Source organism: Alsobacter sp. SYSU BS001988 (genome assembly GCF_054796215.1).
Map to the genome: position 1 here is coordinate 266475 of NZ_JBTAMK010000005.1, position 25574 is coordinate 292048.

Genomic DNA, 25574 nt, shown 5'->3' on the forward strand with positions numbered 1-25574 from the left:
GGCGGCGACCGCGATCCGGGGAGCGTCAGGCGAGCTCCTCCAGCACGGCGGGGAAGATGCGCTGATAGGCTTCCCCATAGGTCATGGGGCGGCCTGAGTTGCGGCCGCCCTGGACGCCGCGGTTGAGCGCGACGCGGGTGTAGTAGTCCCAGAGATGCTTCTGCGCCGCCAGGATCTCGAAGGCCCGGCGCTTGGTCTCCCAGACGTCCGTGATGTTGAGGATCACGTTGGGCTGGAAGCCGCACTGCTCGGGCTGGTGCGGCTCGAAGCAGAACAGGGGCGGCGCGGCGTAGGCCCGATCGGGGTCCGGCTTGTGGCCGGCCGCCTGCGCGACGATCCGCGCCTCCTGGGCGAGATGCGCCGCCGTGGGATGGTCGAAATTGTAGGGGTCCGCCAGCGCGTGGGTGAGCACGAAAGACGGCCGCTCGGCCCTGAACACGTCGATGGTGCGCTCCAGCATCCCGGGCGTGATCCGCAGCGGATAGTCGCCGGCGTCGTAGAACTCGATCTCCGCGCCCAGGATCTCGGCCGCGTCCTCGGCCTCGCGCCGGCGCTGCGCCTTGACGTCCTCCAGGCGCACGCCGGCCGTCTTCCAGGCGAACTGGCTTTCGCCGCGCTCCCCATAGGAGAGGCAGACGATCTTCATCCGGTAGCCCTTGGCGGCGTGCAGCGCGATGGCCCCGCCCGCGCGCCAGACGAAGTCGCCCGGATGGGCGGTGATCACGAGCCCCGACCTGGGGGGCGCTTGCGTGCTTGGGTCAGGCATTCCGGTCTCCGGGATGGGGCGCGGCGGCGGGTTCCGCAGGCAGGGCGCCAGGCCGCAGGAAGGCGTAGCCGTCGAAGAGCATACGAGCGGTCCTGAGCAGCCCCGCCCGTTCCACGATCGGGCGCTCGGGCGGGCCGCCGACCTCCAGCCGCACCGTGAACTCGCCCGTGGGATGCTCGATCGAGAGCGTCTTCGTCCGGCCCTCGGGGACCTGCGCGACGCGCGCCGCGGGGGAGCCCGGCAACACGCAGGCGGCCCCCACCGTCACGGCGGCGAACACCCCGATGGAGGCGTGGCATTCATGCGGGATGAAGCTGCGAGTGGAGACCGCGCCGCCGGCCCGGGGCGGCGACACGAGCGCGATCTTCGGCACCACTTTCCGGGAGACGTCGCCGAGATTCATCAGCGGCCCGGCCGCGAGGCGGATCTCCTCGAGCCTGGCCTTCAGCGCGGCGTCGCGGTCGAGTTCGTCCCGGCTCTCGCGGCCGGTGCGCCCCACCGAGGCGGCCGCCAGCACGATCACCGGCATGCCGTTGTCGATGAGCGTGACGTCGACCCCGGCGACATGGTCCACCGCGCGGCCGGTCGGCAGCAGCGCGCCGCAGACGGACCCGGCGGCGTCGAGGAAGTCGATGGCGATCGGCGCCGCCGAGCCCGGGACGCCGTCGATCCGGGCGTCGCCGTCGTAGCGCACGACACCTCCGGGCGTCTCGACGGCGAGTTCGGCGATGGTGCCGGTGTTGAGCGTGCGCACCTTGACGCGCGTGACCGGCGATTCGGCCCGGACGAGTCGCCGCTCGATGGCGAAGGGACCGACCCCGGCGAGGATGTTTCCGCAATTCGGCGTGACGTCGACCCGCCCATCGGCGACGCCGACCTGCGCGAACAGGAAATCGACGTCGCAGTCCGGCGACGAGGAGGGGCTGACGACGGCGGCCTTGCTGGTGAGCGGGTGCGCGCCGCCAAGGCCGTCCACCTGGCGCGGATCGGGCGAGCCCATCAGGGCCAACAGCACGGCGTCTCGCGCGGCGGGATCGGACGGCAGGTCCTGCGCCAGGAGATAGGCGCCCTTGGACGTCCCGCCCCGCATGAGGGCGCAGCGGATCCTGGCCTGCATCAGTCGCTCCGCTCGTCCCGGCCGCGCGCCGCGCCCCGCTCCTGCGCCGCCGCGATGGCGAGGCTCAGCGAGGGGTCGAAGCCGGCGTCGGCCAGCATCTCGGCGGCCTCCCGCATCTCGGCGGCCCGGCGCACGCCATGCTGGGCCACGCGGCCCGCCATCAGGTCCGCCAGCGCGGCGAAGTCGATGGACGGGAACGTCGCCGCAAGGCTGGCGAAAACGTCCTCGTCGACCCCGAAGCGGCGGGCGGCGGCGGCGCAGTCGATCATCAGCGCCTCCAGGCCCTTGATGACGATGCTGCGGCACAGCTTGGTGGCGGACGCCCGGCCGATCTCGTCGGAGACCGGCGTGAGATTCATGCCGAGCCCGTTCAGCCGCTCGGACAGCTCGGCGGCTCGCTCCCCGCCCGTGAGGATCGGGACGCGCAAGCCGGGGCCCTTCACGGGGGCCATGACGGCGCCCTCGACATAGTCGCCCGCATGGGCCGCGACGCAGGCCGACGCGCGCCATTTCGTCGAGGGCGCGGCGGAGTTGACGTCGAAGAAGACGGCGCCCGGCCGCAGGGCTGCGGCGCAGCCCGCCGCGACCTCCACGGCCGCGGAGGCCGTCACCGCCGAGAGGACGATGTCGGCGTCGCCCGCGGCGTCCTGCGCCGTCGACGCGACCCGCGCGTCGGCCCGGCGGATGCGCTCCGCCATCGGCCCGCGCTGGGCCGGATCGGTCAGCTTCAGGTCATAGGCCGCGATGGCGACGCGGCCGCTGGCCAGGAGGCCGCGGGCGAACAGGTCCCCCACTTCGCCGAAGCCGATGAAGCCGATGCGCGTCGTCGCGGCGGTGTCGTTCGCCATGCGGTCCTCCATGTCGGGAGACCTTGGGGGAGCCGGGCGGCGCGCTCAAATGATCAGTCCGGACGGATTCATGCGTCCGATGCACCAATTCGGTCCGGCTCACGCCTCCGCCGCGGCGGGCTTTCGGCCTGTCTTGCTCTTTGCGGAGTCGCGGCCGGCCTCCTGGCGGATCCGGCGCTCGATCAGGCCGCGCAACGCCGAGGCGGCCGGCGAGAGCGGATGGCCGCGGCGGGTGATCAGCCCCAGGGTCCGGCTCACGCCCGGATTGCGCAGGGTCAGGGCCACGATGCCGGGCGTGTCCGCTTCGCTGACCGCCAGCCGCGGCACGATGGCGAGCCCGACCCCCGCCGCCACCAGGCTGACCGCGCTGGCCAGATGCTGGACCTCGTAGCGCCACGTCATCTGCTCGCGCCGGGGGCCGAGCGCGTCGTCGATGAGGGTGCGGTTGCCGGTCTGGGCGCTGATGCGCACCAGGGGCAGCCCCTCCAGGTCGCCCCACGACGCCACCGCCTGGGCGGCGAGCGGATGGTCCTTGGGGCAGGCCAGCACGAAGGGCTCCTTGACCAGCGGCTCGATGTCGAGGTCCCAGCGGTTGGCCGACACGATGGTGAGGCCGAACTCGGCCTGGCCGGACTTCACCAGTTCGGCGATCTCGCTGGCGGAGTTGTCATGCACCCGGACCGACAGCCCCGGATGCGCGTCCCCGAACTCCTTCAGCACGCGCGACAGGTAGTGCACGGCCAGCGTCGGCAGGCAGGCCACGACGAGACGCTGCTGCTTCTCCTTGCCCTGCCGGCGCAGGTCCTCGAAGGACGCCTGAAGGTCCTCGATCAGCCGGCGCGCCTTGGGCAGCAGCTCCAGGCCGGCCGGCGTCAGCGAGACGGAGCGCGTGGTGCGCGCCAGGAGCTTCACGCCGAGATCGTCCTCGAGCTTCTTGAGCCGATGGCTCAGCGCCGTCTGCGACAGGTTGAGATGGGCCGCGGCCCGGTTGAAGCTGCCGCGGTCGCCGATGCTGACGAAGGCCTCCAGGCCGAGATAGTCGATGCGCATCGCGGGATCCCGGGCGCCGCCGGGATTGGTGCGCCGATCTCATCAATGTCGACAAACTTCAGATTTGATTCAAGCCCGGGCCGGCGGGCATGTCTGGACGGATCCCAGAGGACCCGCCGATGTCCGTCGGACAGACCACGCCAGAGCCCTGCCGCGACCTCGCCCATCTGGGCCATGTCGAGATGTTCACCCCGAAGCCCGAGGAAAGCCTGCGCTTCTTCGTCGACGTCCTCGGCCTCACCGAGAGCGGGCGCGAGGGCGACAGCGTCTATCTGCGCGGCTGGGACGACTACGAGTTCCACACGCTGAAACTGACCGCCTCCAACACGTCGGGCGTCGGCCATGTCGCCTTCCGCGCCGCGAGCCCCCAGGCGCTGGAGCGGCGCGTCGCCGAGCTGCAGGCCATGGGGCGCGGAATCGGGTGGACCGACGGCGACCTCGGCCACGGCAGGGCCTTTCGCGCGCGTGGGCCGGACGGCCACGTCTTCGAGGTCTATTACGACACCCGCTGGTACGAGGCCCCGGACGATCTGAAGCCGGCCCTGAAGAACCAGGCCATGCGCTACCCGGCGCGGGGGTGCAACGCCCGCCGGCTGGATCACCTCAACCTGCTGGTGGTCGACGTCGGCGCGACGCGCGAGTTCCTGGCCCGCGGCTTCGGCATGCGCCTCACCGAGCAGATCGTCCTGGACAGCGGCGTCGAGGCCGGCGCGTGGATGACCTGCACCAACAAGACCTACGACATCGCCTTCACGAAGGACCACACGGGAACGTCGGGACGCTTCCACCACGTCACCTACGCGCTGGATTCGCGCGAGGACATCCTGCGCGCCGCCGACGTGTTCCTGGAGAACGGCGTCTTCATCGAGACCGGCCCGCACAAGCACGCCGTGCAGCAGACCTTCTTCCTCTATGTCTACGAGCCTGGCGGCAACCGGGTGGAGCTCGCCAACGCCGGGGCGCGCCTGATGCTCGCGCCCGACTGGAAGCCCATCGTCTGGACCGAGGCGGAGCGCCGCAAGGGCCAGGCCTGGGGCCTGCAGACGGTCCCGTCCTTCCATACGCACGGCACCCCGCCCGTCCAGGCCTGAGGCGGATCACCCCGTCCGCAACGCCTGCGCGGTGCGCTCGTCGGCGGGAAAGAAGGCCTCGATGGCGATCTCCGCCAGCGTCACGTCCATGGGCGCGCCGAAGACGGTCGTCGTCGAGATGAAGGACAGCACGCCCGCCGGCGTCTCGATCTCCAGCGGCACGATCCAATGCGGCCCCTCCTCCCGGGCCGGCCGGCGCCGGGCCGGCCTCGCGGGCGGCGCATAGGTCTCCAGCTCCCGCAGCAGCTCCAGCAGGGCGGCGTCCGCGGCGGCGTCGGCCTGCCGCCGCAGGCGGTCCAGAACATGCTCGCGCCACTGGGGCAGGTTGACGATCCTGGACGCGAGGCCGTCCGGATGAAGGCTGAGCCGCAGCACGTTGACGGGCGGGGCCAGCAGCGCCGCGTCGGCCACCCCGGCCAGCAGCGGCGCGACCGCCGCGTTGGAGGCCACCATGCGCCAGAGCCGGTCCACGGCCAGCGCGGGATAAGGCTCGTGCCCCTTCAGCAGCCGCCGGATCGCGTCGCGGGCCCGCCCCATCGCGGGGTCGTCGAGCGGCCGCTCCGGGAAGATCGGCGCGTAGCCGGCGGCGAGCAGCAGGGCGTTGCGGTCGCGCAGCGGCAGGTCGAGCCGCTCGGTGAGCCGCAGCACCATCTCGCGGCTGGGCGAGGCGCGGCCGCTCTCCACGAAGCTGAGATGGCGCTGCGACACCTCCGCGTCGAGCGCCAGATCGAGCTGGCTCAGGCGGCGATGCTGGCGCCATCTGCGCAGCCCGTCGCCGAAGGAAGACACATGCTGAACCGTCATGCCGCCAGCATAGCCGAGCCCCGGCGCGGCGCCATGACCCGGGAGGTAATCGACCCGCCTCGCCGATGACGGCAGGCTTCGCGGGTCACTCACGGAGGATCCGATCATGCAAAACGCCGCCCCCCACCGCTTCCTGCGCGCCGCGCTCGCAGTCGACGCCGTCTCCAGCGCCGCCATGGGCGTGCTGCTCGCCGCCGCGGCCTCACCGCTCTCCGGTTTTCTGAGCCTGCCCATGACGCTCCTGCGGGACGCCGGCCTGCTGCTTGCGCCCTTCGCGGCCGTCGTCGGCTGGCTGGCCTCGCGCCCGGAGCCGTCGCGACCCGCCGTCTGGGCCGTCATCGGGCTGAACCTCGCCTGGTCGGCCGAGAGCCTCCTGATGCTCGCCACCGGCTGGGTCGCCCCGAACGCCCTCGGGACCGCCTTCGTGATCGCCCAGGCGCTCTTCGTGCTCGGGCTGGCCGAAGCCGAATATGTCGGGCTGAGGCGGATCCGGCGCGGCTCGCCCGCGGCGGCGGCGTAGCCCTCAGGCGGCGGCGCGGACGCGCCGCGCCGCCGCCCTGGATGGGGGCCATGCGCTGGCGCGGGTTTGCTTCGCGGCCGCATGCGCTACAACGGCACGAGATCCCTTCCCCAATCGCAGAGCCGCACGTGAAGCCTCACCCAGACCCGTCGGGCGTCCCCCACCCCGGCATGGGGTTTCGGCAATTCGTCGCGCTCACCGCCGCCATGATGGCGACCAACGCGCTCGCCGTGGACGCGATGCTGCCCGCCCTGCCGGCCATGGGCGACACGCTCGGCATCCAGAACCCGAACGACCGGCAGTGGATCGTCACCATCTACCTGCTCGGCTTCGGCGCTGCGCAGCTGATCTACGGCACCCTGGCCGACCGCTACGGCCGCAAGCCCGTCCTGATGGCCGGCTTCGTCATCTATGTGCTGGGCAGCGTCCTGGCGGTGTTCACCAGCTCCTTCGAGATCATCCTGCTGGCGCGGGTCATCCAGGGGATCGGCGCCGCGGCGACGCGCGTGCTCGCCGTCTCCATCGTCCGCGACTGCTATTCGGGCCGCACCATGGCGCGGGTGATGTCGCTGGCCTTCATCGTGTTCCTCGGCGTGCCGATCATCGCGCCGTCGCTGGGCCAGGCGATCATGTGGTTCACCCCCTGGCAGGGCATCTTCGGGCTGCTCGCGGCGTTCGGGATGGCGGTGGCGCTGTGGTCGGCGATCCGGCTGCCCGAGACGCTGCATCCGGAGGACCGCAAGCCGATCTCCTTCGCGGCCGTGACGGCCTCGTTCCGCATCATCCTCGGCAACCGGATCGCCATGGGCTACATCCTGGCGATGACCTTCGTGCTGGGCGGCCTGTTCGGCTTCATCAACTCGGCCCAGCAGGTCTTCGCCGAGGCCTTCCATGCGGCCCACCTGTTCACCACCGTCTTCGCCCTCGTGGCGGTGTTCATCGCGCTGGCGTCGCTGCTGAATTCGCGCATCGTCGGCGCGGTCGGGACGCGGCGCGTCTCGCATGTGGCGCTGCTGGCCTATATCGCCTTCACCAGCCTGCACGCGGCCGTGGCGCTCGCCGGCCACGAGTCGCTCTGGACCTTCGCGGCGCTGCAGTCCTGCACGATGTTCGCCTTCGGGCTCATCGGCCCGAATTTCGGCGCGATGGCGATGGAGCCGCTGGGCCATGTCGCCGGCACGGCCTCGTCGGTGCAGGGCTTCATCACCACGATCGGCGGCGCCCTGATCGGCTTCTTCATCGGCCAGCGCTTCAACGGCACGGTCGCGCCCCTGACGCTGGGCTTCTCGGGATGCGGCGTGCTGGCCCTTGTCTGCGTGCTCTACGCCGAGAAGGGCCGCCTGTTCCGCCCCAGCATGGGCCGGTCCTGACGCGCCCAAGACTGGGCGAGGGCGTGGGCGAGGATCATCAGCCGCAAGGGCCGGCCCCCGCCGCTTCCGCTCGACGTCTCACGCCGGGCGGCGCTGGCCCAGCGCCCTCAAGTACCGCGCCCAGGCGGTCAGGCCCTGCTCCAGGCTGCTCAGCCTGAAGAACTCGTTGGGAGCGTGGTAGTCCTCGTCCACGGTGGCGAAGGAGAAGAACACGGTGTCCAGCCCCAGCGCGCGCTTGAAGATGTCGCCGACCGGGATGGTCGCCCCCATCCGTACGCGCACCGGCCGCCGGCCCAGCACCGATTCCAGCACGTCCTCCGACAGCGCGAGGCCCGGATGGTCGCCCGGCACGGCGGAAGCCGGCGCGCCTCCCGTCTCGGGCCGCACCTCGACGCGCACCCCGCGCGGCGCGCGGCGCATCAGATGCTCGGAGATGAGCGCCACGATCCGCTCCGGCTTCTGCCCGGGCACGAGCCTGCAGCTGATCTTGGCGGAGGCCTGCGAGGGGATCACGGTCTTCTTGCCCGCGCCCGTGTAGCCGCCCACGACGCCGTTGAACTCCAGCGTGGGACGGATCCAGTTGCGCTGCAGCAGGGTGTAGCCCGCCTCCCCCGCCCCTTCGGGCGCGCCGACGCTGGCCACATAGGCGGCCTCGTCGAAGGGGATCGCCTCGATGGCGGCGAGCTCCTCCGGGGTCACGGGCTCGCAATCGTCGTAGAAGCCCGCGACTGCGACGGAGCCGTCGTCGGCGTGGAGGCTGGCCATCAGGCGCGCCAGCGCCTGGATCGGATTCGCCACCGAGCCGCCATGGCGGCCGGAATGCAGGTCCTTGGCCGCGCCCGTGACCACGACCTCGAGCGCGCAGATGCCGCGGCTGCCGACGATGACGCTGGGCAGGTCAGCCCGCCACTGCGCGCCGTCCGCCGAGAGCGCGAAGTCAGCCCGCAGCAGGTCCGCATTCGCGGACACGAAGTCCTCCAGATGGGCGCTGGAGACCTCCTCCTCGCCCTCGAACAGGAACACCATGTTGACCGGCAGGCGCCCCTCCTCCGCCATGAAGGCGGCGACGGTGGCGATGGGGATCAGCATGGGCCCCTTGTCGTCGGACGCGCCGCGGGCGTAGAGCCGGTTGTCGCGGATTTCCGGCTCGAAGGGCGGCGAGCGCCAGGCCGCGACCGGGTCCGGCGGCTGCACGTCGTAATGGCCGTAGACCAGGACGGTCGGCGCGCCCGGCGCCCCCCGCCAAGCCCCGGTCACGACCGGATGGCCGCCCGTGGGCCTGATCGCGACGTCCGGGACGCCGGCCGCGCGCAGCTGGTCCGCCACGAACCGCGCCCCGGCGGCGATGCCCTCCGCATAGGCCGGATCGGTCGACACGCTCGGGATGCGGACGAAGGCCTTCAGGGTCTCGACCAGTTCCGGCAATCCGGCGCGCAGCCGCGCCTCGATCGCCTCGACGCCCCATCCGGAGCTTGCGCCGGCGCCGCTCATTTGCCGCCGTCCACCGGCAGGGTCTGCCCGGTGATCCAGCTCGCCTGCTCGCTGGCCAAGAACAGCACCGCGTTCGCGATGTCGTCGGCGCGCCCGAGCCGACGCGTGGCGATGCGCTCGACCAGCGCCCGCTGGCCCTCCGGGCCGTAGGACTCCCACTGCCGCTCCGTGCTGGGGTTGGAGCGCACGAAGCCCGGCGCGACGCTGTTGACCGTGATGCCGAAGCGACCGAGTTCGTGCCCCAATTGCCGCGTCAGGCCGATCTCCCCCGCCTTGGCGGACGCATAGGCCTGGATGCCGGTGAGGCTGACCCCGAGGCCCGCGCCGGACGAGATGAACACCATGCGCCCGTAGCCCTTCTGCTTCATGCCCGGCGCGACGGCCTGGGCGAGCAGGAACGCGGCCTTCATGTTGATGGCCACGATGGCGTCCCAGTCGCCCTCCTCGATCTCCTCCAGCGGCCGTCCGGCCTGCCCGCACACGCCGCCGGCGCTGTGCACGAGAATGTCGAACGGGCCATGCTGGGCCGCCAGCGCCTGCACGTCGCTCTTGCGGGTGAGGTCGCAGGCCGCCGCGGTGATCTTTCCGCCGCCATCGGCGACGACGCTTTGGAGCTCATCGGCCAGGATGTCGGCCGCCGTCACCTGCGCCCCGTCCTGCGCGAGCGCCGCAGCGATGGCCCGGCCGATGCCGTGGGCCGCGCCCGTCACCAGCGCGCGCCGGCCTTCGAATTGGATCTGCATGGGTCTGGTCTCCGTTCAGGCCGCGCGCCAGACGCGGCGTCCGAGCTCGTCCAGGTTCTCCCAGGCGAACGGCCGCGTTCCGTCCTCGATCTCGTGGATCATGGCGATGAGATTGCTGGTGACCGGCGTGCGCACGCCGACCTGCTGGCCGAAGGTCACTATGGGGCCGAGCTGCGCGTCGGCCTCGGTCCGCCTCTTGCGCACCGCGAGGTCGCGCCAGATGCCCGAATGCGTCTTCGCCGACTTAGCGTTGTGCGCCACCATGGCGTCGAAGGACGCGTCCGCCGCCTCGTCGGACGCGCCGGGCGCGAAGGCGGCGGGGTCGTAGCCGTTGAAGCCCAGGCAGTCGACCTTCAGCTTCGTGGCGACCTCGACCGCCTCGCCGGCCAGCGCCCGCAGGAGCGCCCGCGGCTCGCGCGAGCCGAGCCCCTCGCAGATGGAGGCGTTGGTGAGCGCCGTCGCGAACAGGAGCGCCCCGTAGCCGAGCTTGCCCCAGAGATAGCCCATGATGTTGGAGGTCGTGATGGCGTTCGGCTCGAACAGCAGCATCAGGGCGTGCAGGTCCTGCAGGCGCGGCGTGATCGCGCCGTCGAGCTCGCCCAGCACCACCGCGCCGCGGCCGGCGAACTGGACCACGCCCGGCGCCATGTAGTCGGCGCCGAAATTCACGAACGCGCCGAGGGTGCGCTCGCGCCCGACGACGTCCGCGATGACGAGCTCGTTCAGCCCGTTCTGGAACGAGGCGACGTAGCCGTCATCGGCCAGGTGTTTCGCCAGGCTGCGGGCCGCCTCCTCGGTGTGCTGCGCCTTCACGCAGAGCAGGGTGCGCCGGTACGCGCCCGGGACGTCGTCCGGCCCGTAGGCCGGCGCGCGGACCGTGAACTCCTCGATGGGCCCCTCGATGCGGAGCCCCTGCGCGTTGATGGCGGCGACGTGATCGAGATCCCGGTCGACGAAGACCACCGGGACCCCGGCCCGGGCCAGATAGGCCCCGACCGTGCCGCCGATGGCCCCCGCGCCCCAGATCAGGATGGGATCCCGCCCGGACGGCTGAAACCCGGCGCTCATCGGTCGGACCGCCCGGCGGCGGCGGCCTGCGCCCCGGCCTGCTCCGGCCACGGCCCCTCGATCAGGGCGCGGGTCTCCTCGACGGCGACCGACCAGATCGCCAGCATGTCCTCGTCCGGGCGCTGGTAGAGCCCGCCGAAATTTCCATCGCCCAGCACCTGGCGGACCCCGGCCGGGTCGTGCAGGCGCATCAGGTCGAGATCGGCCATGGGCTTCTGGACTTCCGGCCCGCGGATGTTGGGCAGCCGCGTCCAGGGGAAGTTCTCCATCCAGGACGCATGCGAGGCGACCTTGTCGATCTCCTGCACCTTGGCGAAGGTCCGGGGCGCGTTCCACCAGTTGTGGAAGCGGACGGACGCGCCGGGATTGTCGCCCATCCACTCCACCGCGGCGGTCTGGGCGGGCGAATTGCCGCCATGCCCGTTGCACAGCAGGATTCGGCGGAACCCGGTGCGGTAGAGCGAGTCCAGAATGTCGCGGATCACCGCCGCATAGGTCTCCAGCCGCAGCGTCACGGTGCCCGGGAAGGCCATGAAATAGGGCGTCAGCCCATAGGGCTGCACCGGGAAGACCGGCACGCCCAGCGGTTCGGCCGCCTCCGTGGCGACGCGCTCCGACAGGATCGAATCCACCGAGAGCGACAGATAGGCGTGCTGCTCGGTGGATCCGAGCGGCACGACGCAGCGGTCGTCGCGCTTCACGCGCTCCTCGACCTGCATCCAGTTCATGTCGGTGATCTTCATCCGATGTTCTCCCTCGGAAACGCGTCCCGGCCCATGGCCGGCGCGGCGCCGCTGCGAATGCTCTCGATCAGGGGCAGCAGCGCGCCCTTGACCGCGTGCGGATCGGGCACGTGCCGGTATTCGATGGCCACGAGCCCCGGAGGCCCTCGCTCCAGCGCCGCCTGGGCGCCGGTCGCGTAGACCGCCACGTCGACATCGGCGAGGAAGCGCGCGAGGTCCGGGTCGTCGAGCAGCACCGCGTCGACGCTGCGCACATGCGGGGTGAAACGCAGCACGCCGGGCTTCATCAGCGCCAGGAATTCGGGGAACACGCTCACCAGACCCACCCGCGCCAGAGGATCGACCGCCGCCAGCCTGGCCCTGGTCTCTTCGGACGGCATGAAGCTGACGGTCGTCACGGGCGCGCGCCCGCCCACGATCTCCTCCACCTCGGCGCGGCGGTTGGCCAGCGTCACATAGACGTCGGCCGGCTCGTGCCGGCCCTGCTTCAGGGTCTCCAGGGTGGCGGCCTCGATGGCGTCGCCGGGTTTCAGCTGGCGCCCGATCTCGGCCGCGTAGGCGCGCGTGGCGTCCTCGAACACGCCGACCATCAGGATGCGGACGGAACGCCCTTCCCGGGCCCGTCCCCGGCCGATGCGCGCGCTCAGCAGGGCGGCGACCTCGTGCGCGCCGACGCCGAGCGCTTCGGCTTCGGCCAGCGCGGCGTCGAGATGGGCCTGGATGCGGGCGAATTCGGGCGCCGAGTTCGGCCGCGCGCCGTCCGCCACGAAGGTGCCGGAGCCGGCCCGCGCCACGATGAGGCCCGCCCGGCGCAGGTCCTTGTAGACGGCCGCCGCCGTCATCGGGGCGATGCCGCCGGCGTCGGCCAGCTCGCGCACGGAGGGCAGCCTCGCGCCGGCCGGCAGCTCGCCGCAAGCGATGCCGTACTCGATCAGCCCCTTGAGCTGCAGGCTCAGGGAGACGGGCAGCGAGCGGTCGAGCGCGCTGGCGATGTCGTTGAGGAGTGCAGAGCCTGGCATTGTATTAGGCAGTTAGCACAGTTGCGAGGCGATCCGCGCCAAGGCGCTGCAATCGGGCGGAATATTCGCGAACTGGTTGTTGACGTGCAACCAGCGGTCCTTCTAGCATCCTAAGGCATAAGAACAGTCGCCGAAAAGGCCACGAGGGGAGAAAAGTGATGAGACGCACATTCCTGAAGGCGAGCCTAGCTGTCGTCGCGTTGAGCGCCGGCCTGCACAGCCTGCCCTTCGCGGCCGAAGCCGCAACCCGCGGCGGCAAGATGGTCTACGCGCGCTACACCGACTCGCTGTTCCTGGACCCGGTCCTGAACGACGCGAACGTCGACATCTGGGTGCTCACCAACCTCTACGACACGCTGCTCCAGCCGACCAATGACGGCCTCGGCGTCCAGCCCGGCCTCGCCACCAAGTGGGAGCCGAGCGCCGACGGCAAGAGCCTCACGGTCACGCTCCGGCAGGGCGTCAAATTCGCCGACGGGTCGGCGCTGACCGCCCAGGACGTGAAGTGGTCGCTCGACCGCGCCCGCGACCCGAAGGCGGGCGCATGGTCGTCGTCGCTGGCCTCCATCGAGTCGATCTCCGCCAAGGAGCCCGACACCGTCGTCCTCACGCTGAAGCATCCCGACCCGACCTTGATCCCGGCGCTCGCGACCTTCAACAGCGCGATCCTGCCGCAGAAGCTCTTCGAGGCCGCCGCCGGCGCCACGCCGGAGGAGAAGGCCAAGGCCTTCGCCGAGAAGCCGATCGGCACGGGCCCCTTCGTGATGACCGCCTGGAAGCGCGGCGTCTCCATGACGCTGAAGCGCAACCCCCATTACTGGAAGCAAGGCGAGGACGGGAAGGCGCTGCCCTATCTGGACGAGCTCGAATTCCAGATCATCCCGGACGACGCGACCCGGCTCCTCAAGCTGAAGGCCGGCGAGGTCGACGGGACCGAGTTCATCCCCTATGCGCGCGTCAAGGAGCTTCAGGCGGACCCCAACCTGCGCATGGAGCTCTGGCCGTCCACCCGGGTGCGCTACCTCACCTTCTACGCCGGCCCGACCTTCAAGGACGGCAAGCCGAACCCGGCCTCCAATCCGAAGGTGCGGCAGGCGCTGAACTACGCCGTCAACAAGGATGCGATCATCCAGATCACCACGCTGGGCCTCGGCAAGCCGATGCGCTCCTACATGTCCTCGACGACGCCGCTTTTCGTCGGCCAGGATCTCTACAAATACGATCTCGCCAAGGCCAAGGCGCTGCTCGCCGAGGCGGGCTTCCCCAACGGCTTCGATATCTCGATCTACAGCCTGTCGGGCAATGGCGACGACGCCAACGACCTCGCGGCCGTGCAGCAGATGTGGGGCCAGGTCGGCGTCAAGCTGCGCATCGACCAGGTCGACAACGCCACCCGCACGGCGCGCTATCGCGAGGAGAACTTCGTCATGCGGACCTCCGCATGGACCAACGACATCTCCGACCCGAGCCAGATCACGTCCTATTTCGCCTATTGGCCCAACATCCACTCGCTGCACTCCAACTGGCAGGACAAGCGCGTGGACGAGCTCTTCGAGAAGAGCCAGCAGGAAATCGATCCGAAGGCCCGCGCGGAGCAATACAAGGAGATCCAGCAGCGCTACAACGAGGCGGCCCCGATCGTGTACCTGTACGAGACGCCCTACCCGGTCGCGTTCCGCAAGAACGCCAAGGGCTTCGTCCAGATCCCGCTCGGCAACAACCTCTTCGAAGCCGCCTACGTCGAGAAGTGATGTCGCCAGCTGAAGCACCGGGGGCGGCGCGAGCCGCTCCCGCGGACCCCACGACGTGAACCGCGCCGGCGTCATCGCGGCGCGGCTGTTCCAGATCGCGCCCACATTCCTGGCCATCGGCGTGGTGGTGTTCGTGCTCGCCCGCCTGCTGCCCGGAGACCCGGTCAGCGCCATGCTGGGCGACCGCGCCTCCGACGAGGCCGTGACGCGCCTGCGCCAGCAGATGGGCTTCGACCGCTCGATCTGGACGCAGTTCCTGATCTTCGTGGAAAGCATGCTGAAGGGCGATTTCGGGACCTCGATCGCGTTCCGGGTGCCCGTCACCTCCATCATCGTCGAGCGGCTGCCGGTGACGCTGATGCTCACCGGGCTGGCGACGCTGTTCGCGCTCGTCATGGCGGTCCCGCTCGCCTTCGTGGCCGCGCTCAACGCCAATCGCTGGCCGGACTACCTGATCCGCTCGGTGTTCCAGGTGGGCCTGTCCTCGCCGGTGTTCTATGTCGGCCTCGTGCTCCTCACAGTCTTCGCCGCCTGGCTGCGGATCTTCCCGGTGGGCGGATATGGCGACGGCCTCCTCGACAATCTGTGGCACCTGTTCCTGCCCGCCGTCACGCTGGCGCTCAGCTTCTCGGCCGTGATCATGCGCAATCTCAGGGCCTCGATCCTGGACGTGCTGAACTCGGAATTCGTCGACTTCGCCCGCGCCAAGGGACTGCCCCGGCGCGTGATCCTGGTCCGGCACGTGCTGCGCAACGCGCTCATCTCCACCGTCACGCTGGTGGGCCTGCATGTCGGGTCGCTGCTGGGCGGCGCCGTCATCACCGAGAGCGTCTTCGCGGTGCCGGGCGTGGGACGCCTGATGGTCGATTCCATCTTCGCCCGGGACTACCCGGTCATCCAGGCGCTGACGCTGATCCTGGCCGTCGTGGTCTCGATCGCCTTCCTGATCACCGACCTCCTGCAGATGTGGCTCGACCCGCGGGTGGCGCGATGACCGCCGTCGCGCTCACCTGGCGCAGGACGCCCGCCTCCCTGGCGCTGGGCGCCGCGCTCGTCCTCGTCTTCGTGATCTGCGCCGTCGCGCCGCAATGGGTGGCGCCCTACGACCCGCTCGCCTTCGACTACGGGGCCCTGCTGCAGCCGCCCGGCGCGGCTCACCCCTTCGGCACCGACCAGTTCGGCCGCGACATCCTCTCGCGGACCATCGCGGCCTCCACCATCGACCTGCAGATCGCGCTCTTCGCCACCGTCGGCCCGCTGGCGATCGGCACGATCATCGGCCTCCTAGTGGGCTATTACGGCGGCTGGGCGGACGCCGTCTTCGGCCGGCTCGTCGACCTCGTGGTGACCTTCCCGTTCCTCGTCCTGGTCATCGCCATCGTGGCCGTGCTCGGGCCGGGGCTGCTCAACATGTATATCGCGGTCGGCGTGGTCGGCTGGGTGTTCTACGCCAGGCTCATGCGCGGCGAGGTGCTGGTGCTGCGCGGCCACGACTATGTCTCGGCCGCCAAGGTGCTCGGCTATTCGGAGGCCCGGATCCTGTTCCGCCACATCCTGCCCAACGCGGCGCGCCCGGTGCTCGTCTACTGGATGACCGACATGGCGCTGGCCATCCTGCTCGGCTCGAGCCTCGGCTATCTCGGCCTCGGCGCCCAGCCGCCCGCCGCCGAATGGGGCGTGCTGATCGCCGACGGGAAGAACTTCTTCACCCAGGCCTGGTGGATCACGGTGTTCCCCGGCTTCGCCATCGTGCTCTGCGGCATCGGCTTCAGCCTCGTCGGCGACGGCATGGCCGATCTCTTGGACGTCAAGCGATGAGCGTCCGGGAAATGCCCGCCGGCGCCGCCGCGACGTCGGCAGCGCAGCCCATGCTCCGCGTCGAGGACCTGCGGGTCGCCTTCGACACCAGCCGCGGCGTGGTCCGCGCCGTGGACGGCGTCGACCTCAGCCTGGAGGCCGGGGACGTGCTGGGCCTGGTGGGCGAATCCGGATCGGGCAAGAGCGTCACCATGCGGGCCATCCTGCGGCTCTTGCGCTCCAACGCGCGCGCGACGGGCCGGGTGATGTGGCGCGGACAGGATCTCCTCGCCGCGCCGGAGCGGCGCCTGCGCGAGATCCGCGGGCGCGAGATCGCGGTGATCTTCCAGGAGCCGATGACGGCGCTGAACCCGGTGCTCACCATCGGCGCGCAGATCGACGAGAGCCTCGTCGCCCATACCGCGCTCGACGAGGCCGCCCGTCGAAGGCGCGCCCGGGAGCTCCTCGATCTGGTGGGGATCTCCTCGCCCGAGCTGCGGCTGGCGAGCTACCCGCACGAATTCTCCGGCGGCATGCGCCAGCGCGCCATGATCGCCATCTCGCTCGCCGCCGAGCCGCGACTGCTCCTCGCCGACGAGCCGACGACGGCGCTCGACGTCACCATCCAGGACCAGATCCTCAAGCTGCTGGTGCGGCTGACGCAGGATCTCGGCATGGCGATGATCCTCGTCACGCACGACCTCGGCGTGGTGGCCGAGACCTGCGACCGCGTCAGCGTCATGTATGCCGGCCGCGTAGTCGAGACCGGTCCGGTGGAGACGATCTTCGCCCATCCCCGGCACGCCTACACGGACGCCCTCCTCCGCTCCATGCCGCACGGCTTGGCCGCGCGACAGCCGCTCGCGCCCATCCCGGGCCAGCCGCCGCGGCTCGACCGGCCCATCGAGGGCTGCCCGTTCGCGCCGCGCTGCTCCTTCGTGGAAGAGCGCTGCGGCCGCATCGCGCCGCCCTTCGCCGAGGTCGCGCCCGACCACCGGGCGGCCTGCTGGGCGGCCGACAGGCTGGCGGCCCGGGAGACGGGCGCATGATCGGGACCGCCGACACGGCCGAGCCCATCCTCGTCGTCGAGGGGCTGAAGAAGAGCTTCGCCCTGCGCCGTCCGACGCTGGACGTGCTGATGCGCCGCCCGGTCAAGACATTGCGCGCCGTCGACGGCGTCTCGCTGTCGGTCGCCCGGGGCGAGACGCTGGGCGTCGTGGGCGAGTCGGGCTGCGGCAAGTCCACCCTGGCGCGCTGCCTGGTGCGGCTCTACGAGCCCGACGCCGGCTCCGTCCGCTTCGGCGGGCGGGACGCGCTCGCCCTCTCGGGCGACGACAGGCGGGCCTATAACCGGCGAGTCCAGATGGTCTTCCAGGACCCCTATGGCTCGCTCAACCCGCGCATCAGCGTGGGCGACGCCCTCGGCGAGGCCCTCTCGGTGCACCGCATCGTGCCGTCGGGAGAGATCGCCGCCCGCGTCGGCGCGCTGCTCGACCTCGTGCACCTGCCGCGCGACGCCGCCTCGCGCTACCCGCACGAGTTCTCCGGCGGCCAGCGCCAGCGCGTCGGCATCGCCCGCGCGCTCGCCGTCGAGCCGTCCGTGATCATCGCCGACGAGCCCGTCTCGGCGCTCGACGTCTCCGTGCAGGCGCAGATCGTCAACCTGTTCCTGGAGCTGCAGGAGCGGCTCGGCCTCGCGCTGCTCTTCATCACCCACGATCTTCGCCTGGTGCGCCACATCTCCCATCGGGTCGCGGTGATGTATCTCGGCCGCGTCGTGGAGATCGGCGCCACCGAGGCGCTCTTCAGCGCGCCGCGCCACCCCTATACGCGGGCGCTGATGTCCGCCGTCCCGCAGGTCGCGGTGGGGCTGAGATCGCAGCGGGAAGCCGTCCGCGGCGAGCTGCCGAGCCCCGTCGCGCCGCCGCCGGGCTGTCCCTTCCATCCGCGCTGTCCCCTCGCCGAGCCGCGCTGCCGCGAGATCGTCCCGGCGCTCGATCCGCGGGGCGGCGCGTGGGAGGTGGCCTGCCACCTGGCCGGCGACGTCGCGTCCGCGCCCGCCCGCGCCGCCGTGAGCGCCTGAGCCCCCCGCCAGAACCCGAGTCGGATTCCATGACCCTGTCAGCCGTCCAGAACCGCATCGCCACCGTCTCCGACCTGCTCTGCACGCTGAACCTCCTGGTCTGGGATTCCCGCACCATGATGCCGTCCGGCGGCGCGGAGAGCCGGGGCAGGCAGATCGCCACCATCACCCGGCTGGCGCGCGACGAGCTCGCCTCCGACGGGATGCTGCGCGACCTCGAGGCGGCGGAGGCGCAGGCCCGCTCCTTGCCGGACGACCACGACGACCGCGAGGCGCTGCGCCAAATCCGGCGGGCGGTCGACCTGCACCGCCGCGTTCCCGCCGACCTCATCGAGCGGCGCGCCGCCGTGCGGGCCCGCGCCAACGCCGCCTGGGTGGAGGCGCGCGAGCGCAACGACTACTCCATCTTCGAGCCCTGGCTCGCCGAGACCGTCCGGAACACGCGCGACTACGCCGACGCCCTGGGCTGGACCGAGCACCCCTACGACGCCCTGCTCGGCCTCTACGAGCCGGGCGAGACCCTCTCCAGCCTGCGCCGGCTCTTCGCCACGCTGGAGGCCGGGGAAGCCCGCATCCTCGCCGGCGCGCGCCGGCGGCCCCAGGACGCGGCCGCCATCCTGCGCCGGCGCTTCCCCGTCGAGAAGCAGCGCGAGGCCGCGCTGCTGTTCTCGCGCCGCTTCGGCTACGACTTCGACCGGGGCCGGCTGGACAGCACGGTCCACCCCTTCGAGATCTCCTTCACGCGCGGCGACGTGCGCATCACGACCCGCTACAACGAGTCCTTCCTCAGCCCCGCGCTGTTCGGCGCCTTCCACGAGACCGGCCACGGTCTCTACGAGCAGAACGTCGACCCGGCCTTCACCCGCACGGTGTTCGCCAGCGATCTCGTGGGCCTCTACGCCGTCGGCGGGACGAGCTTTGGGGCGCATGAGTCGCAGTCGCGGCTGTGGGAGAACCATGTCGGCCGAAGCCGGCGCTTCTGGGAGCTGCACTTCGGAGACCTGCGGGCGCTCTTTCCCGAAGCTCTGTCCGACGTCGACGCCGGCGCCTTCCACCGGGCCGTCACCACGGTGAACCCGGGCCTGATCCGCACCGACGCCGACGAGCTCACCTACGACCTCCACATCATGCTGCGGGTCGAGCTGGAGGCCGCCCTCACGAATGGCCGCCTCTCCGTCGCGGACGCTCCCGAGGCGTGGAACGCCGCCGTGAAGGCGCGGCTGGGCCTGGACGCGCCGGACCCGAGGCAGGGCGTCCTGCAGGACATCCACTGGTCGTCCGGCATGATCGGGTCGTTCTGCACCTACACGGTGGGCAACGTCATGGCCGCGCAGCTCTTCGAAACGGCGACGCGGGAGGCCGCCGTCGCCGACGGATTGCGGACGGGCGACTACGCCCCCCTCGCCGGCTGGCTGCGCGAGCGCGTCTGGCGCCACGGACGGCGGCGGTCGCGCGAGGAGCTCCTGGTGAACGCCACAGGCCGCGGCCTCGATCCCGCGCCCTATCTCCGCCATCTGGAAGCCCGCTACGGCGACTCCGCGGCGGCGGCCTGAAACCGTCCGAGGCTTCGGCCCGTACTCAGGACGCCCCCAGAGGACGTCCCGTGCCGAACCTGAACCGCCGCGCCCTGATCCTGTCCGGACTTCTCGCCCCCGCGCTCTCCGGCTGCTCGGCCCTGGGCGTCTACAACGCCGTGATCCCGGTGGACGACGGCGCGAGGCTCACGGCGTCGGGCGCCGCCTACGGGCCCGATCCCAGGCACCGGCTCGACGTCTACGGTCCGGGCGCGGGAGCCGGGCGCGGCGCGCCGGTCGCCCTCTTCGTCTATGGCGGCTCCTGGAACAGCGGCGACCGCGGCGACTACGCCTTCGTGGGCCGGGCGCTCGCCGCGCGGGGCGTCGTCGCCGTCGTGATGGATTACCGCCTTGTCCCGCAGGTGCGCTTCCCCGGCTTCGTCGAGGACGTGGCTCTCGCGACGCGCTGGGTGAAGGCCGAGATCGGCCGCCATGGCGGCGACCCGCGGCGCGTCTTCGCGATGGGTCACTCGGCCGGCGCCTATTCGGCCGCGATGGCGGCGCTGGATCCCCGCTTCACGCGCGCGGCCGGCCTGGCGGGGCGGCCCTATCGCGGCCTCGTCGGGCTGGCCGGGCCCTACGACTTCCTGCCCCTCGACGCGCCCGCCACGGTCGCGGCCTTCGGCCAGTGGCCCCGCCTGCAGGAGACCCAGCCCGTCTCGGTCGCGGGCCGGGGCGCGCCGGCCTCCTTCCTGGCCACGGGCTCGCGGGACACGACGGTCTACCCCCGCAACACGCTGAACCTCGCCGCCCGGCTGCGGGGCTTCGGCGTCCCCGTGGTGGAGCGCGTCTATGAGGGCGAGACCCATGTGGGCCTGCTCCTGGCCCTCTCGAAGCCCTTCCGGGAGCGCGCGCCGGTCCTGGACGACGTCGTGCGCTTTATCCAGGAGACCTGAACGGAACCGAAGCGCCGCCGCGCCTGTTGCCATCAGGTACAAGGGTCACGAGGTTCAGACATGAAGAAGCGTTATTGGATTGCGATCGCGATCGCGGCCGCCATGGTTCCGGCCTCGCTCCAGGCTCAGGGCATCCCGCGCGGCGCCCAGGAAGGCGCGGCGATCGGCAATCGCGCGGCCGGTCCGGTCGGCGGCGCCGTGGGCGCGGTCGGCGGCGGCGTCGTCGGCGGCGTGGCGGGCGGCGTCAAGGGCGTGCTCGGCGTTCCGCAGCGCACCTCGGTCCGGACCTACCGGTCTCACCGGGTGAAGCACCACCGCGCGCGCCGCTACCGCTGAGCGGCCGCGCCTCAGGCGCGGTCCAGCCGCACGGGCCCAAGGGGCTCGGCCGACCATTGGACGTCGGCCGGCCCGGCCATGATCCGCACGGCGATCCGGTCGAAGGCGGGCCGCCCCCGGCCGTCGGCCGTCATCGCGAGCCGGCGCGCGGCGCCGTCGCGCGTCAGGGCGAACCGAAGGGCGAGGCCGCCGCCGTCCCGCCAGGCGGCCGTCTCGCCATCGTCCTCGTAGAGCGCAGCGGCCGACCCGCGTGGATCGTCGCCGAAGATAAGCAGTTCCCGCCCGACGTCGCGCGCCGGAACCATGGCGCTCCCGGCGACGCAGACGGGCGTCAGCGCCCCCGCGCGGGCGAACACCGGCAGCCGCCCGAGCGGCGCCTCGACGCGCGCGACCTCGCCTCCCGCATAGGCCGTTCCGTCACGGAAATCGTGCCAGCCCCCGGGGTGCTCGGGGAGATAGACCTCCCGCGCGACAGCGCCCTCCTCCAGCACGGGCGCGACCAGCAGGTCCGGCCCGAGCATGAAGCTGTCCTGCACGGTGGCCGCGCCGGCGTCTTCGGGGAAGGCCAGGAACAGCGGGCGCACCACCGGTTCGTCGGTCGCGGCGGCGCTCCAGAGACAAGTGTAGAGATAGGGCGCCAGCCGATAGCGCAGCGCGATCGCCTCGCGCACCTGCGGCAAGACCTGCGGATGCATCCAGGGCAGGTTGACGACGCCGTCGTCCTTCCATGAATTCATCACGAAACGCGGCCAGAGCGAGCAGAACTCCACGAAGCGGCAGAACAGCTCGGGCCCGGGGCTCGGACCGTGGAAGCCGCCGACGTCGTGGCCGATATTGTAGAGGCCGGAGAGGCTCATATTGAGCCCCTGGGCGAGGTTGAAGCGCAGCGTCTTCCACGCCGTCTCGTTGTCGCCGGACCAGGTCTGCCCGTAGCGCGCGATGCCCGCCGCGCCGCCGCGCGTGATCGTGTAGGGCCGCTTGCCCGGCGCATGGGCCGCCTGCGCCTCGAAGGCGACCTTGGTCATCAGAAGGGGCTGCGCCGGCCGGGCCAAGTGCTGCGGGAAGGGCCGGCCGTCGCCATGGCACCGGGCGTCCTCGTCCCAGATCTCATACTCGTTGTTGTCGCTCCAGACGGAGACCACGCCGTAGTCGAGCAGCGCGGTCTGGATCCCGGTCCGCCACCAGTCGCGGCCGGCCGGGTTGGTGAAGTCGACATGGTATCCGAGACCGTCCCAGAACTGGGCCTCGGCCGGCTCCCCGGTCTCGCCGTCGGTGACGAGCACGCCCTTGCGGCGCGCTTCGTCCAGCCTCGGATGGTCGTCCAGCAGACAGGGCTTCAGATTGGTGACCGGCTGCATGCCGGCCTGCTTCAGCCGCTCCATGGTTCCGGCGGGGTCCGGAAACTTCTCGCGGTTCCAGTTGAAGGCGTAGCGGCGCGTCCCGATCGACGTATAGCCCGACCCGAAATGGAAGCTGTCGCACGGGATGTCGTGCCGGCGGCAGGTCTCGATGAAGCCGGTGACCCGCGCATCGGCGTCGGGCGCGTCCGCGATGGTCATCGACGTCATGCCGAAGCCGAGCGACCACTTCGGCGGAAAGGCCTGCCCGCCGGTCAGCCAGGAGAAGCGGCGCGTCACATCGGCCGCGCCCGGCCCCGCGAGGACATAGAAGTCGAGGTCGCCATCCTGCGCCGCGTAGGATCTGAACAGTCCGTGATAGTTGTCGATGGTGGCGCCGAGATCGACCTCCGCCACCGCGAGGTTGTCGTAATAGAGGCCGTGCGCGCCGGAGCCGTCCTCCACGAGGACATAGGGGATCGCCTTGTAGAGCGGATCGCTCGTCTCCGCGTCGAAGCCGCACGGATCCACCGCGTCGATCCTGAATCGCCGCCCGGTATGGTCGAGCGGACCGGCCTTGTCGCCGAGGCCGTGATGCCGGTGGCCCGCGTCCCGCGCGGTGAAGTGCGAAAAAGCCTTCGTCTGGCGCGAGGCGAAATAGGCCTGCGTGCGCCGGTCCTGCAGGAAGGGCCGATCCTCTCCGGCGCGGCGCCAGGCGATGGAGAAGGGCTCCAGCGTCACGACGGCCGAGAGCCCTCCCTCGACGGAGAGCGTCGCGACGCCGTCGGCCTCGGCGAGCGCCGCCGGCGGGCAGGCGAAGCCCGTCAGGTCCTCCCGCAGGCGGCCCGCATAGGCCGGCTCCAGGCGGCCGGGCGCGATGGACCAGCCGCGATCGAGCCGATAGCCGCCCGCAGGCTTCAGCAACACCCGGCCGATGTCGTGTTCGAGAATGGCGACGCGCAGCTCGGCCCCGTGGTCGAGCGCGAACAGCGCCCAGGGGCCGTCCCGCCCCAGGATGCGACCGTGGGTCAGGGCCTTCATGCGTCTCTCCCGTCGTCCATGGCGTCGTGCGCTCTGCGGCGCAGCAAGCGGACAATGAACGGGATCGCGCCGGATGCGAAGTCGAAAGTGGTCCGGAGCCGCCGTGGCGGCTCCGGAACGATGCGCGCGCTCGCGGCGTCAGGCGCGGAGCGCCGGAGCTCGGCGCGCGCGCCCAGCCTTTACGCGTCGGCCTTGGCCTTGCGGGGCTTCTTGGCCTTGGGAGCGGGAGCGACGGGCTCCGGCTCGGCCGCCTTCCGGCGGTCCAGGCCCAGGCCCATGTTGCGGGCCAGGGCCGAGCGGGCCGCGGCATAGTTCGGCGCCACCATGGGATAGTCCTTGGGAAGGCCCCACTTGGTGCGGTATTCGGCGGGAGTCATGCCGTACTTCGTCATCAAGTGACGCTTGAGCGACTTGAACGCCTTGCCGTCCTCAAGACAGATGATCGCATCCGGCGTCACCGACTTCTTGATCGGAACCGCAGGCTTGAGCTCGACGACAGGCTCTTCGGTCTTGCCGTTCATGACGCCCTGCATGGCGGTGTGAACAGAAGCGATCAGCCCGGCGATCTCGCCGGCGGGAAGCATGTTGTTCGACAAGTAGGCCGAAACGATGTCGGCGACCAAGTCGAGCCTGTTATTGGTGTCGTCGGACACTTTGCTCTCCTATGTTGAGAGCGCCTCTATAGGCCCGGATGAAGAAGATGAATAGGGGTCTCAACGCAGAATCGAGAGATTCTGCGCACTCTCCGCGTCATTTTGGCGCTGGCGGGAGTGGAGCGAAGAACTGGCCGCGCCGCCGGCCGGCCAATCCTGCAAATCTACGGGTGTTTCGACGCTCGACGAGGCCCTCAATCAGGCGAGTCCATGCCGCGCGGAAGCGCGATCCTGCCCAGTTGCGGGTTGAGCACGGTCGACGCCTTCGCGGGAGGCGTGGCCGCCGGCCCGAAGCGGAACGCCGATCAACCGCTCATACTCCGTCTCGGCGGGCCCATAGGCCACGCCCGCGACCTGCTCGAGCCCTTCGCGGGAGCGGATGCTGACCCTGCCCCGGCGGGCCCTGATCGCGCCGTTGCCCTCCAGGATGTGGAGGGCCTGGGTGACGCCTGCCCGGCGCACGTGAAGCATGGTCGACATCACGTCGTGGATGATCGGGATGTCGTCGCCGATTCGGTCGCACAGCATCAGCAGGAGGCGCGCCACGCGCTGTTCGATGCTGCCCGCGCCCGTGCCGAGCAGCGAGTAGTTCGTCTGCAGATGCAGGTAATGCTGGTAGCGCAGCAGCAGCGCCCAGGAGCGGGGCGAGCTGCGCAGGCGGGCCAGGAACTGGTCGGCGGCGATGGCCAGCGCCTCGCCTTCGATCTGGACGACGCAGCGCATCGGCAGCCGGGTCACGCCCATCAGCAGCGAAGCCCCGAGCATGCCGTCGCGCCCGATCATGCCGGCTTCGATCGCCACCGGGTCGTCGCCCACTACCAGCGAGCAGATGCCGCTGAGCGGAAAGAAGATCTGGTCGATCTTGTCGCCCGGGTTGAAGAGCGTCGCGCCCTTCTTGGTCTGGACGCAGCTGAAATGCGGGCGGAAGCGGTCGAACTCGTCGTCCGGCATGCGGGACAGGAGCGTGTTCGCGCGGACGTCGACCTCCCGGTTGGCGGAGGCGTTGTCGAGGACCGAGCGGGCCAGGTCGAGCGGCCGCATGGGCTTTTCGAAACACGGGATGCCGCGGAACTCCGCCGGGATCACGGTGTCGCTATAGCCTGTCGCGAAGACGAAATTGATGCCGCGGGTCCGCAGTTCGGACGCCAGCGGATAGACGGAGTCGCCGTCCAGGCAGATGTCCAGGACCGCCGCGTTCACCGGCTGCTTATCGATGAGTTCGATAGCGGCGTTCCGATTCGGCGCAGGCCCGACGACCTCCGCTCCCATCCCTCGCAGCGCGGAAGCGAGATCGGATGCGATGAAAAAGTCGTCTTCAACGACCAACACGCGACGCTTTGCTGTCTGGATCACGCTTTCACCCTATGCTCCCCGTGCAGCCCCAGAAGCCACGAGAACGCAGCCCCACACTTCCTCTCGATGGTGGATAACCCCTCTCGACAATGAAGGTTGTGTCCGCCCCCGTACGAACCCGAA

General features: G+C 70.9%; 24 protein-coding genes. 11 read left to right on the forward strand and 13 right to left on the reverse strand.

Annotated elements, in window-relative coordinates:
• Positions 1 to 25: 25 nt before the first annotated feature.
• From ACYVO7_RS12860 to ACYVO7_RS12875, 4 genes are all read right to left on the reverse strand, one after another.
• Positions 26 to 766, reverse strand: a complete 741-nt coding sequence (locus ACYVO7_RS12860) for a PIG-L deacetylase family protein (protein ID WP_460450214.1) — start codon at positions 764 to 766, stop codon at positions 26 to 28.
• On the reverse strand, positions 759 to 1883 hold the full coding sequence (locus tag ACYVO7_RS12865; protein WP_460450215.1) for a 4-oxalomesaconate tautomerase: 1125 nt from the start codon (positions 1881 to 1883) through the stop codon (positions 759 to 761). The genes ACYVO7_RS12860 and ACYVO7_RS12865 overlap by 8 nt, the downstream gene beginning before the upstream one ends.
• Positions 1883 to 2731: a DUF1932 domain-containing protein gene (locus ACYVO7_RS12870; protein WP_460450216.1), complete on the reverse strand. Its 849-nt coding sequence runs from the start codon at positions 2729 to 2731 to the stop codon at positions 1883 to 1885. The genes ACYVO7_RS12865 and ACYVO7_RS12870 overlap by 1 nt, the downstream gene beginning before the upstream one ends.
• A gap of 99 nt (positions 2732 to 2830) precedes the next feature.
• Positions 2831 to 3781 (reverse strand): LysR family transcriptional regulator, encoded by a 951-nt coding sequence (locus ACYVO7_RS12875; protein WP_460450217.1) that lies wholly within the window; start codon positions 3779 to 3781, stop codon positions 2831 to 2833.
• Positions 3782 to 3900: 119 nt separating this feature from the next.
• On the opposite strand from ACYVO7_RS12875, the gene ACYVO7_RS12880 reads away from it, so the two are divergent.
• On the forward strand, positions 3901 to 4872 hold the full coding sequence (locus ACYVO7_RS12880; protein ID WP_460450218.1) for a catechol 2,3-dioxygenase: 972 nt from the start codon (positions 3901 to 3903) through the stop codon (positions 4870 to 4872).
• A gap of 6 nt (positions 4873 to 4878) precedes the next feature.
• On the opposite strand, the gene ACYVO7_RS12885 is transcribed toward ACYVO7_RS12880, so the two are convergent.
• On the reverse strand, positions 4879 to 5676 hold the full coding sequence (locus tag ACYVO7_RS12885) for a helix-turn-helix domain-containing protein (RefSeq protein ID WP_460450219.1): 798 nt from the start codon (positions 5674 to 5676) through the stop codon (positions 4879 to 4881).
• Between the two features lie 106 nt (positions 5677 to 5782).
• Between ACYVO7_RS12885 and ACYVO7_RS12890 the strand changes: the two genes are divergently transcribed.
• Positions 5783 to 6196 (forward strand): hypothetical protein, encoded by a 414-nt coding sequence (locus ACYVO7_RS12890; RefSeq protein ID WP_460450220.1) that lies wholly within the window; start codon positions 5783 to 5785, stop codon positions 6194 to 6196.
• 128 nt (positions 6197 to 6324) lie between these two features.
• On the forward strand, positions 6325 to 7566 hold the full coding sequence (locus tag ACYVO7_RS12895; protein WP_460450221.1) for a multidrug effflux MFS transporter: 1242 nt from the start codon (positions 6325 to 6327) through the stop codon (positions 7564 to 7566).
• 78 nt (positions 7567 to 7644) lie between these two features.
• Here the strand turns inward: ACYVO7_RS12895 and ACYVO7_RS12900 are convergent, their stop codons facing one another.
• From ACYVO7_RS12900 to ACYVO7_RS12920, 5 genes are read right to left on the reverse strand one after another with little or no spacing between them, the layout of a single operon-like run.
• The gene (locus ACYVO7_RS12900; RefSeq protein WP_460450222.1) at positions 7645 to 9057 is read right to left on the reverse strand and encodes a dipeptidase; all 1413 of its coding nucleotides are present in this window, start codon (positions 9055 to 9057) and stop codon (positions 7645 to 7647) included.
• Complete coding sequence (locus ACYVO7_RS12905; protein ID WP_460450223.1) at positions 9054 to 9800, reverse strand: SDR family NAD(P)-dependent oxidoreductase; 747 nt, start codon at positions 9798 to 9800, stop codon at positions 9054 to 9056. Before ACYVO7_RS12905 ends, ACYVO7_RS12900 begins: the two co-directional genes overlap by 4 nt.
• Positions 9801 to 9815: 15 nt before the next feature.
• On the reverse strand, positions 9816 to 10868 hold the full coding sequence (locus ACYVO7_RS12910; RefSeq protein WP_460450224.1) for a ketopantoate reductase family protein: 1053 nt from the start codon (positions 10866 to 10868) through the stop codon (positions 9816 to 9818).
• Positions 10865 to 11611 carry a creatininase family protein gene (locus ACYVO7_RS12915; protein ID WP_460450225.1) on the reverse strand — a complete coding sequence of 249 codons (747 nt, stop codon included), beginning with the start codon at positions 11609 to 11611 and terminating at the stop codon, positions 10865 to 10867. The genes ACYVO7_RS12910 and ACYVO7_RS12915 overlap by 4 nt, the downstream gene beginning before the upstream one ends.
• The gene (locus ACYVO7_RS12920) at positions 11608 to 12630 is read right to left on the reverse strand and encodes a GntR family transcriptional regulator (RefSeq protein ID WP_460450226.1); all 1023 of its coding nucleotides are present in this window, start codon (positions 12628 to 12630) and stop codon (positions 11608 to 11610) included. Before ACYVO7_RS12920 ends, ACYVO7_RS12915 begins: the two co-directional genes overlap by 4 nt.
• Positions 12631 to 12788: 158 nt before the next feature.
• On the opposite strand from ACYVO7_RS12920, the gene ACYVO7_RS12925 reads away from it, so the two are divergent.
• The 8 genes from ACYVO7_RS12925 to ACYVO7_RS12960 are packed head-to-tail and all read left to right on the forward strand — an operon-like array spanning position 12789 to position 21067.
• Positions 12789 to 14381, forward strand: a complete 1593-nt coding sequence (locus ACYVO7_RS12925; RefSeq protein WP_460450227.1) for an ABC transporter substrate-binding protein — start codon at positions 12789 to 12791, stop codon at positions 14379 to 14381.
• 55 nt (positions 14382 to 14436) lie between these two features.
• On the forward strand, positions 14437 to 15375 hold the full coding sequence (locus ACYVO7_RS12930) for an ABC transporter permease (protein ID WP_460450228.1): 939 nt from the start codon (positions 14437 to 14439) through the stop codon (positions 15373 to 15375).
• Complete coding sequence (locus ACYVO7_RS12935; RefSeq protein ID WP_460450229.1) at positions 15372 to 16199, forward strand: ABC transporter permease; 828 nt, start codon at positions 15372 to 15374, stop codon at positions 16197 to 16199. Before ACYVO7_RS12930 ends, ACYVO7_RS12935 begins: the two co-directional genes overlap by 4 nt.
• A gap of 50 nt (positions 16200 to 16249) precedes the next feature.
• Positions 16250 to 17227, forward strand: a complete 978-nt coding sequence (locus tag ACYVO7_RS12940) for an ABC transporter ATP-binding protein (RefSeq protein ID WP_460450230.1) — start codon at positions 16250 to 16252, stop codon at positions 17225 to 17227.
• Positions 17224 to 18261, forward strand: coding sequence for an ABC transporter ATP-binding protein (locus tag ACYVO7_RS12945; protein WP_460450231.1), 1038 nt, complete (start codon positions 17224 to 17226; stop codon positions 18259 to 18261). The genes ACYVO7_RS12940 and ACYVO7_RS12945 overlap by 4 nt, the downstream gene beginning before the upstream one ends.
• Before the next feature lie 29 nt (positions 18262 to 18290).
• Positions 18291 to 19814 (forward strand): carboxypeptidase M32, encoded by a 1524-nt coding sequence (locus ACYVO7_RS12950; RefSeq protein ID WP_460450232.1) that lies wholly within the window; start codon positions 18291 to 18293, stop codon positions 19812 to 19814.
• Positions 19815 to 19864: 50 nt separating this feature from the next.
• Positions 19865 to 20731 carry an alpha/beta hydrolase gene (locus tag ACYVO7_RS12955; protein WP_460450233.1) on the forward strand — a complete coding sequence of 289 codons (867 nt, stop codon included), beginning with the start codon at positions 19865 to 19867 and terminating at the stop codon, positions 20729 to 20731.
• 60 nt (positions 20732 to 20791) lie between these two features.
• On the forward strand, positions 20792 to 21067 hold the full coding sequence (locus tag ACYVO7_RS12960) for a hypothetical protein (RefSeq protein WP_460450234.1): 276 nt from the start codon (positions 20792 to 20794) through the stop codon (positions 21065 to 21067).
• Positions 21068 to 21078: 11 nt separating this feature from the next.
• On the opposite strand, the gene ACYVO7_RS12965 is transcribed toward ACYVO7_RS12960, so the two are convergent.
• The 3 genes from ACYVO7_RS12965 to ACYVO7_RS12975 form a co-directional block, all read right to left on the reverse strand.
• Positions 21079 to 23445, reverse strand: a complete 2367-nt coding sequence (locus ACYVO7_RS12965) for a glycoside hydrolase family 31 protein (protein WP_460450235.1) — start codon at positions 23443 to 23445, stop codon at positions 21079 to 21081.
• A 179-nt stretch (positions 23446 to 23624) separates the two neighbouring features.
• Positions 23625 to 24098, reverse strand: a complete 474-nt coding sequence (locus ACYVO7_RS12970; protein WP_460450236.1) for a Ros/MucR family transcriptional regulator — start codon at positions 24096 to 24098, stop codon at positions 23625 to 23627.
• A gap of 198 nt (positions 24099 to 24296) precedes the next feature.
• A complete protein-coding gene (locus tag ACYVO7_RS12975) occupies positions 24297 to 25298 on the reverse strand; it encodes a helix-turn-helix domain-containing protein (protein WP_460450237.1) in 1002 nt (333 codons plus the stop codon).
• Between the last annotated feature and the right edge of the window lie 276 nt (positions 25299 to 25574).

Coding starts and splice junctions, on each gene's coding strand:
- ACYVO7_RS12860 (WP_460450214.1), bottom strand. CDS start 766: ATGCCTGACCCAAGCACGCAAGCGCCCCCCAGGTCGGGGCTCGTGATC.
- ACYVO7_RS12865 (WP_460450215.1), bottom strand. CDS start 1,883: ATGCAGGCCAGGATCCGCTGCGCCCTCATGCGGGGCGGGACGTCCAAG.
- ACYVO7_RS12870 (WP_460450216.1), bottom strand. CDS start 2,731: ATGGCGAACGACACCGCCGCGACGACGCGCATCGGCTTCATCGGCTTC.
- ACYVO7_RS12875 (WP_460450217.1), bottom strand. CDS start 3,781: ATGCGCATCGACTATCTCGGCCTGGAGGCCTTCGTCAGCATCGGCGAC.
- ACYVO7_RS12880 (WP_460450218.1), top strand. CDS start 3,901: ATGTCCGTCGGACAGACCACGCCAGAGCCCTGCCGCGACCTCGCCCAT.
- ACYVO7_RS12885 (WP_460450219.1), bottom strand. CDS start 5,676: ATGACGGTTCAGCATGTGTCTTCCTTCGGCGACGGGCTGCGCAGATGG.
- ACYVO7_RS12890 (WP_460450220.1), top strand. CDS start 5,783: ATGCAAAACGCCGCCCCCCACCGCTTCCTGCGCGCCGCGCTCGCAGTC.
- ACYVO7_RS12900 (WP_460450222.1), bottom strand. CDS start 9,057: ATGAGCGGCGCCGGCGCAAGCTCCGGATGGGGCGTCGAGGCGATCGAG.
- ACYVO7_RS12905 (WP_460450223.1), bottom strand. CDS start 9,800: ATGCAGATCCAATTCGAAGGCCGGCGCGCGCTGGTGACGGGCGCGGCC.
- ACYVO7_RS12910 (WP_460450224.1), bottom strand. CDS start 10,868: ATGAGCGCCGGGTTTCAGCCGTCCGGGCGGGATCCCATCCTGATCTGG.
- ACYVO7_RS12915 (WP_460450225.1), bottom strand. CDS start 11,611: ATGAAGATCACCGACATGAACTGGATGCAGGTCGAGGAGCGCGTGAAG.
- ACYVO7_RS12920 (WP_460450226.1), bottom strand. CDS start 12,630: ATGCCAGGCTCTGCACTCCTCAACGACATCGCCAGCGCGCTCGACCGC.
- ACYVO7_RS12925 (WP_460450227.1), top strand. CDS start 12,789: ATGAGACGCACATTCCTGAAGGCGAGCCTAGCTGTCGTCGCGTTGAGC.
- ACYVO7_RS12935 (WP_460450229.1), top strand. CDS start 15,372: ATGACCGCCGTCGCGCTCACCTGGCGCAGGACGCCCGCCTCCCTGGCG.
- ACYVO7_RS12940 (WP_460450230.1), top strand. CDS start 16,250: ATGCTCCGCGTCGAGGACCTGCGGGTCGCCTTCGACACCAGCCGCGGC.
- ACYVO7_RS12945 (WP_460450231.1), top strand. CDS start 17,224: ATGATCGGGACCGCCGACACGGCCGAGCCCATCCTCGTCGTCGAGGGG.
- ACYVO7_RS12950 (WP_460450232.1), top strand. CDS start 18,291: ATGACCCTGTCAGCCGTCCAGAACCGCATCGCCACCGTCTCCGACCTG.
- ACYVO7_RS12960 (WP_460450234.1), top strand. CDS start 20,792: ATGAAGAAGCGTTATTGGATTGCGATCGCGATCGCGGCCGCCATGGTT.
- ACYVO7_RS12965 (WP_460450235.1), bottom strand. CDS start 23,445: ATGAAGGCCCTGACCCACGGTCGCATCCTGGGGCGGGACGGCCCCTGG.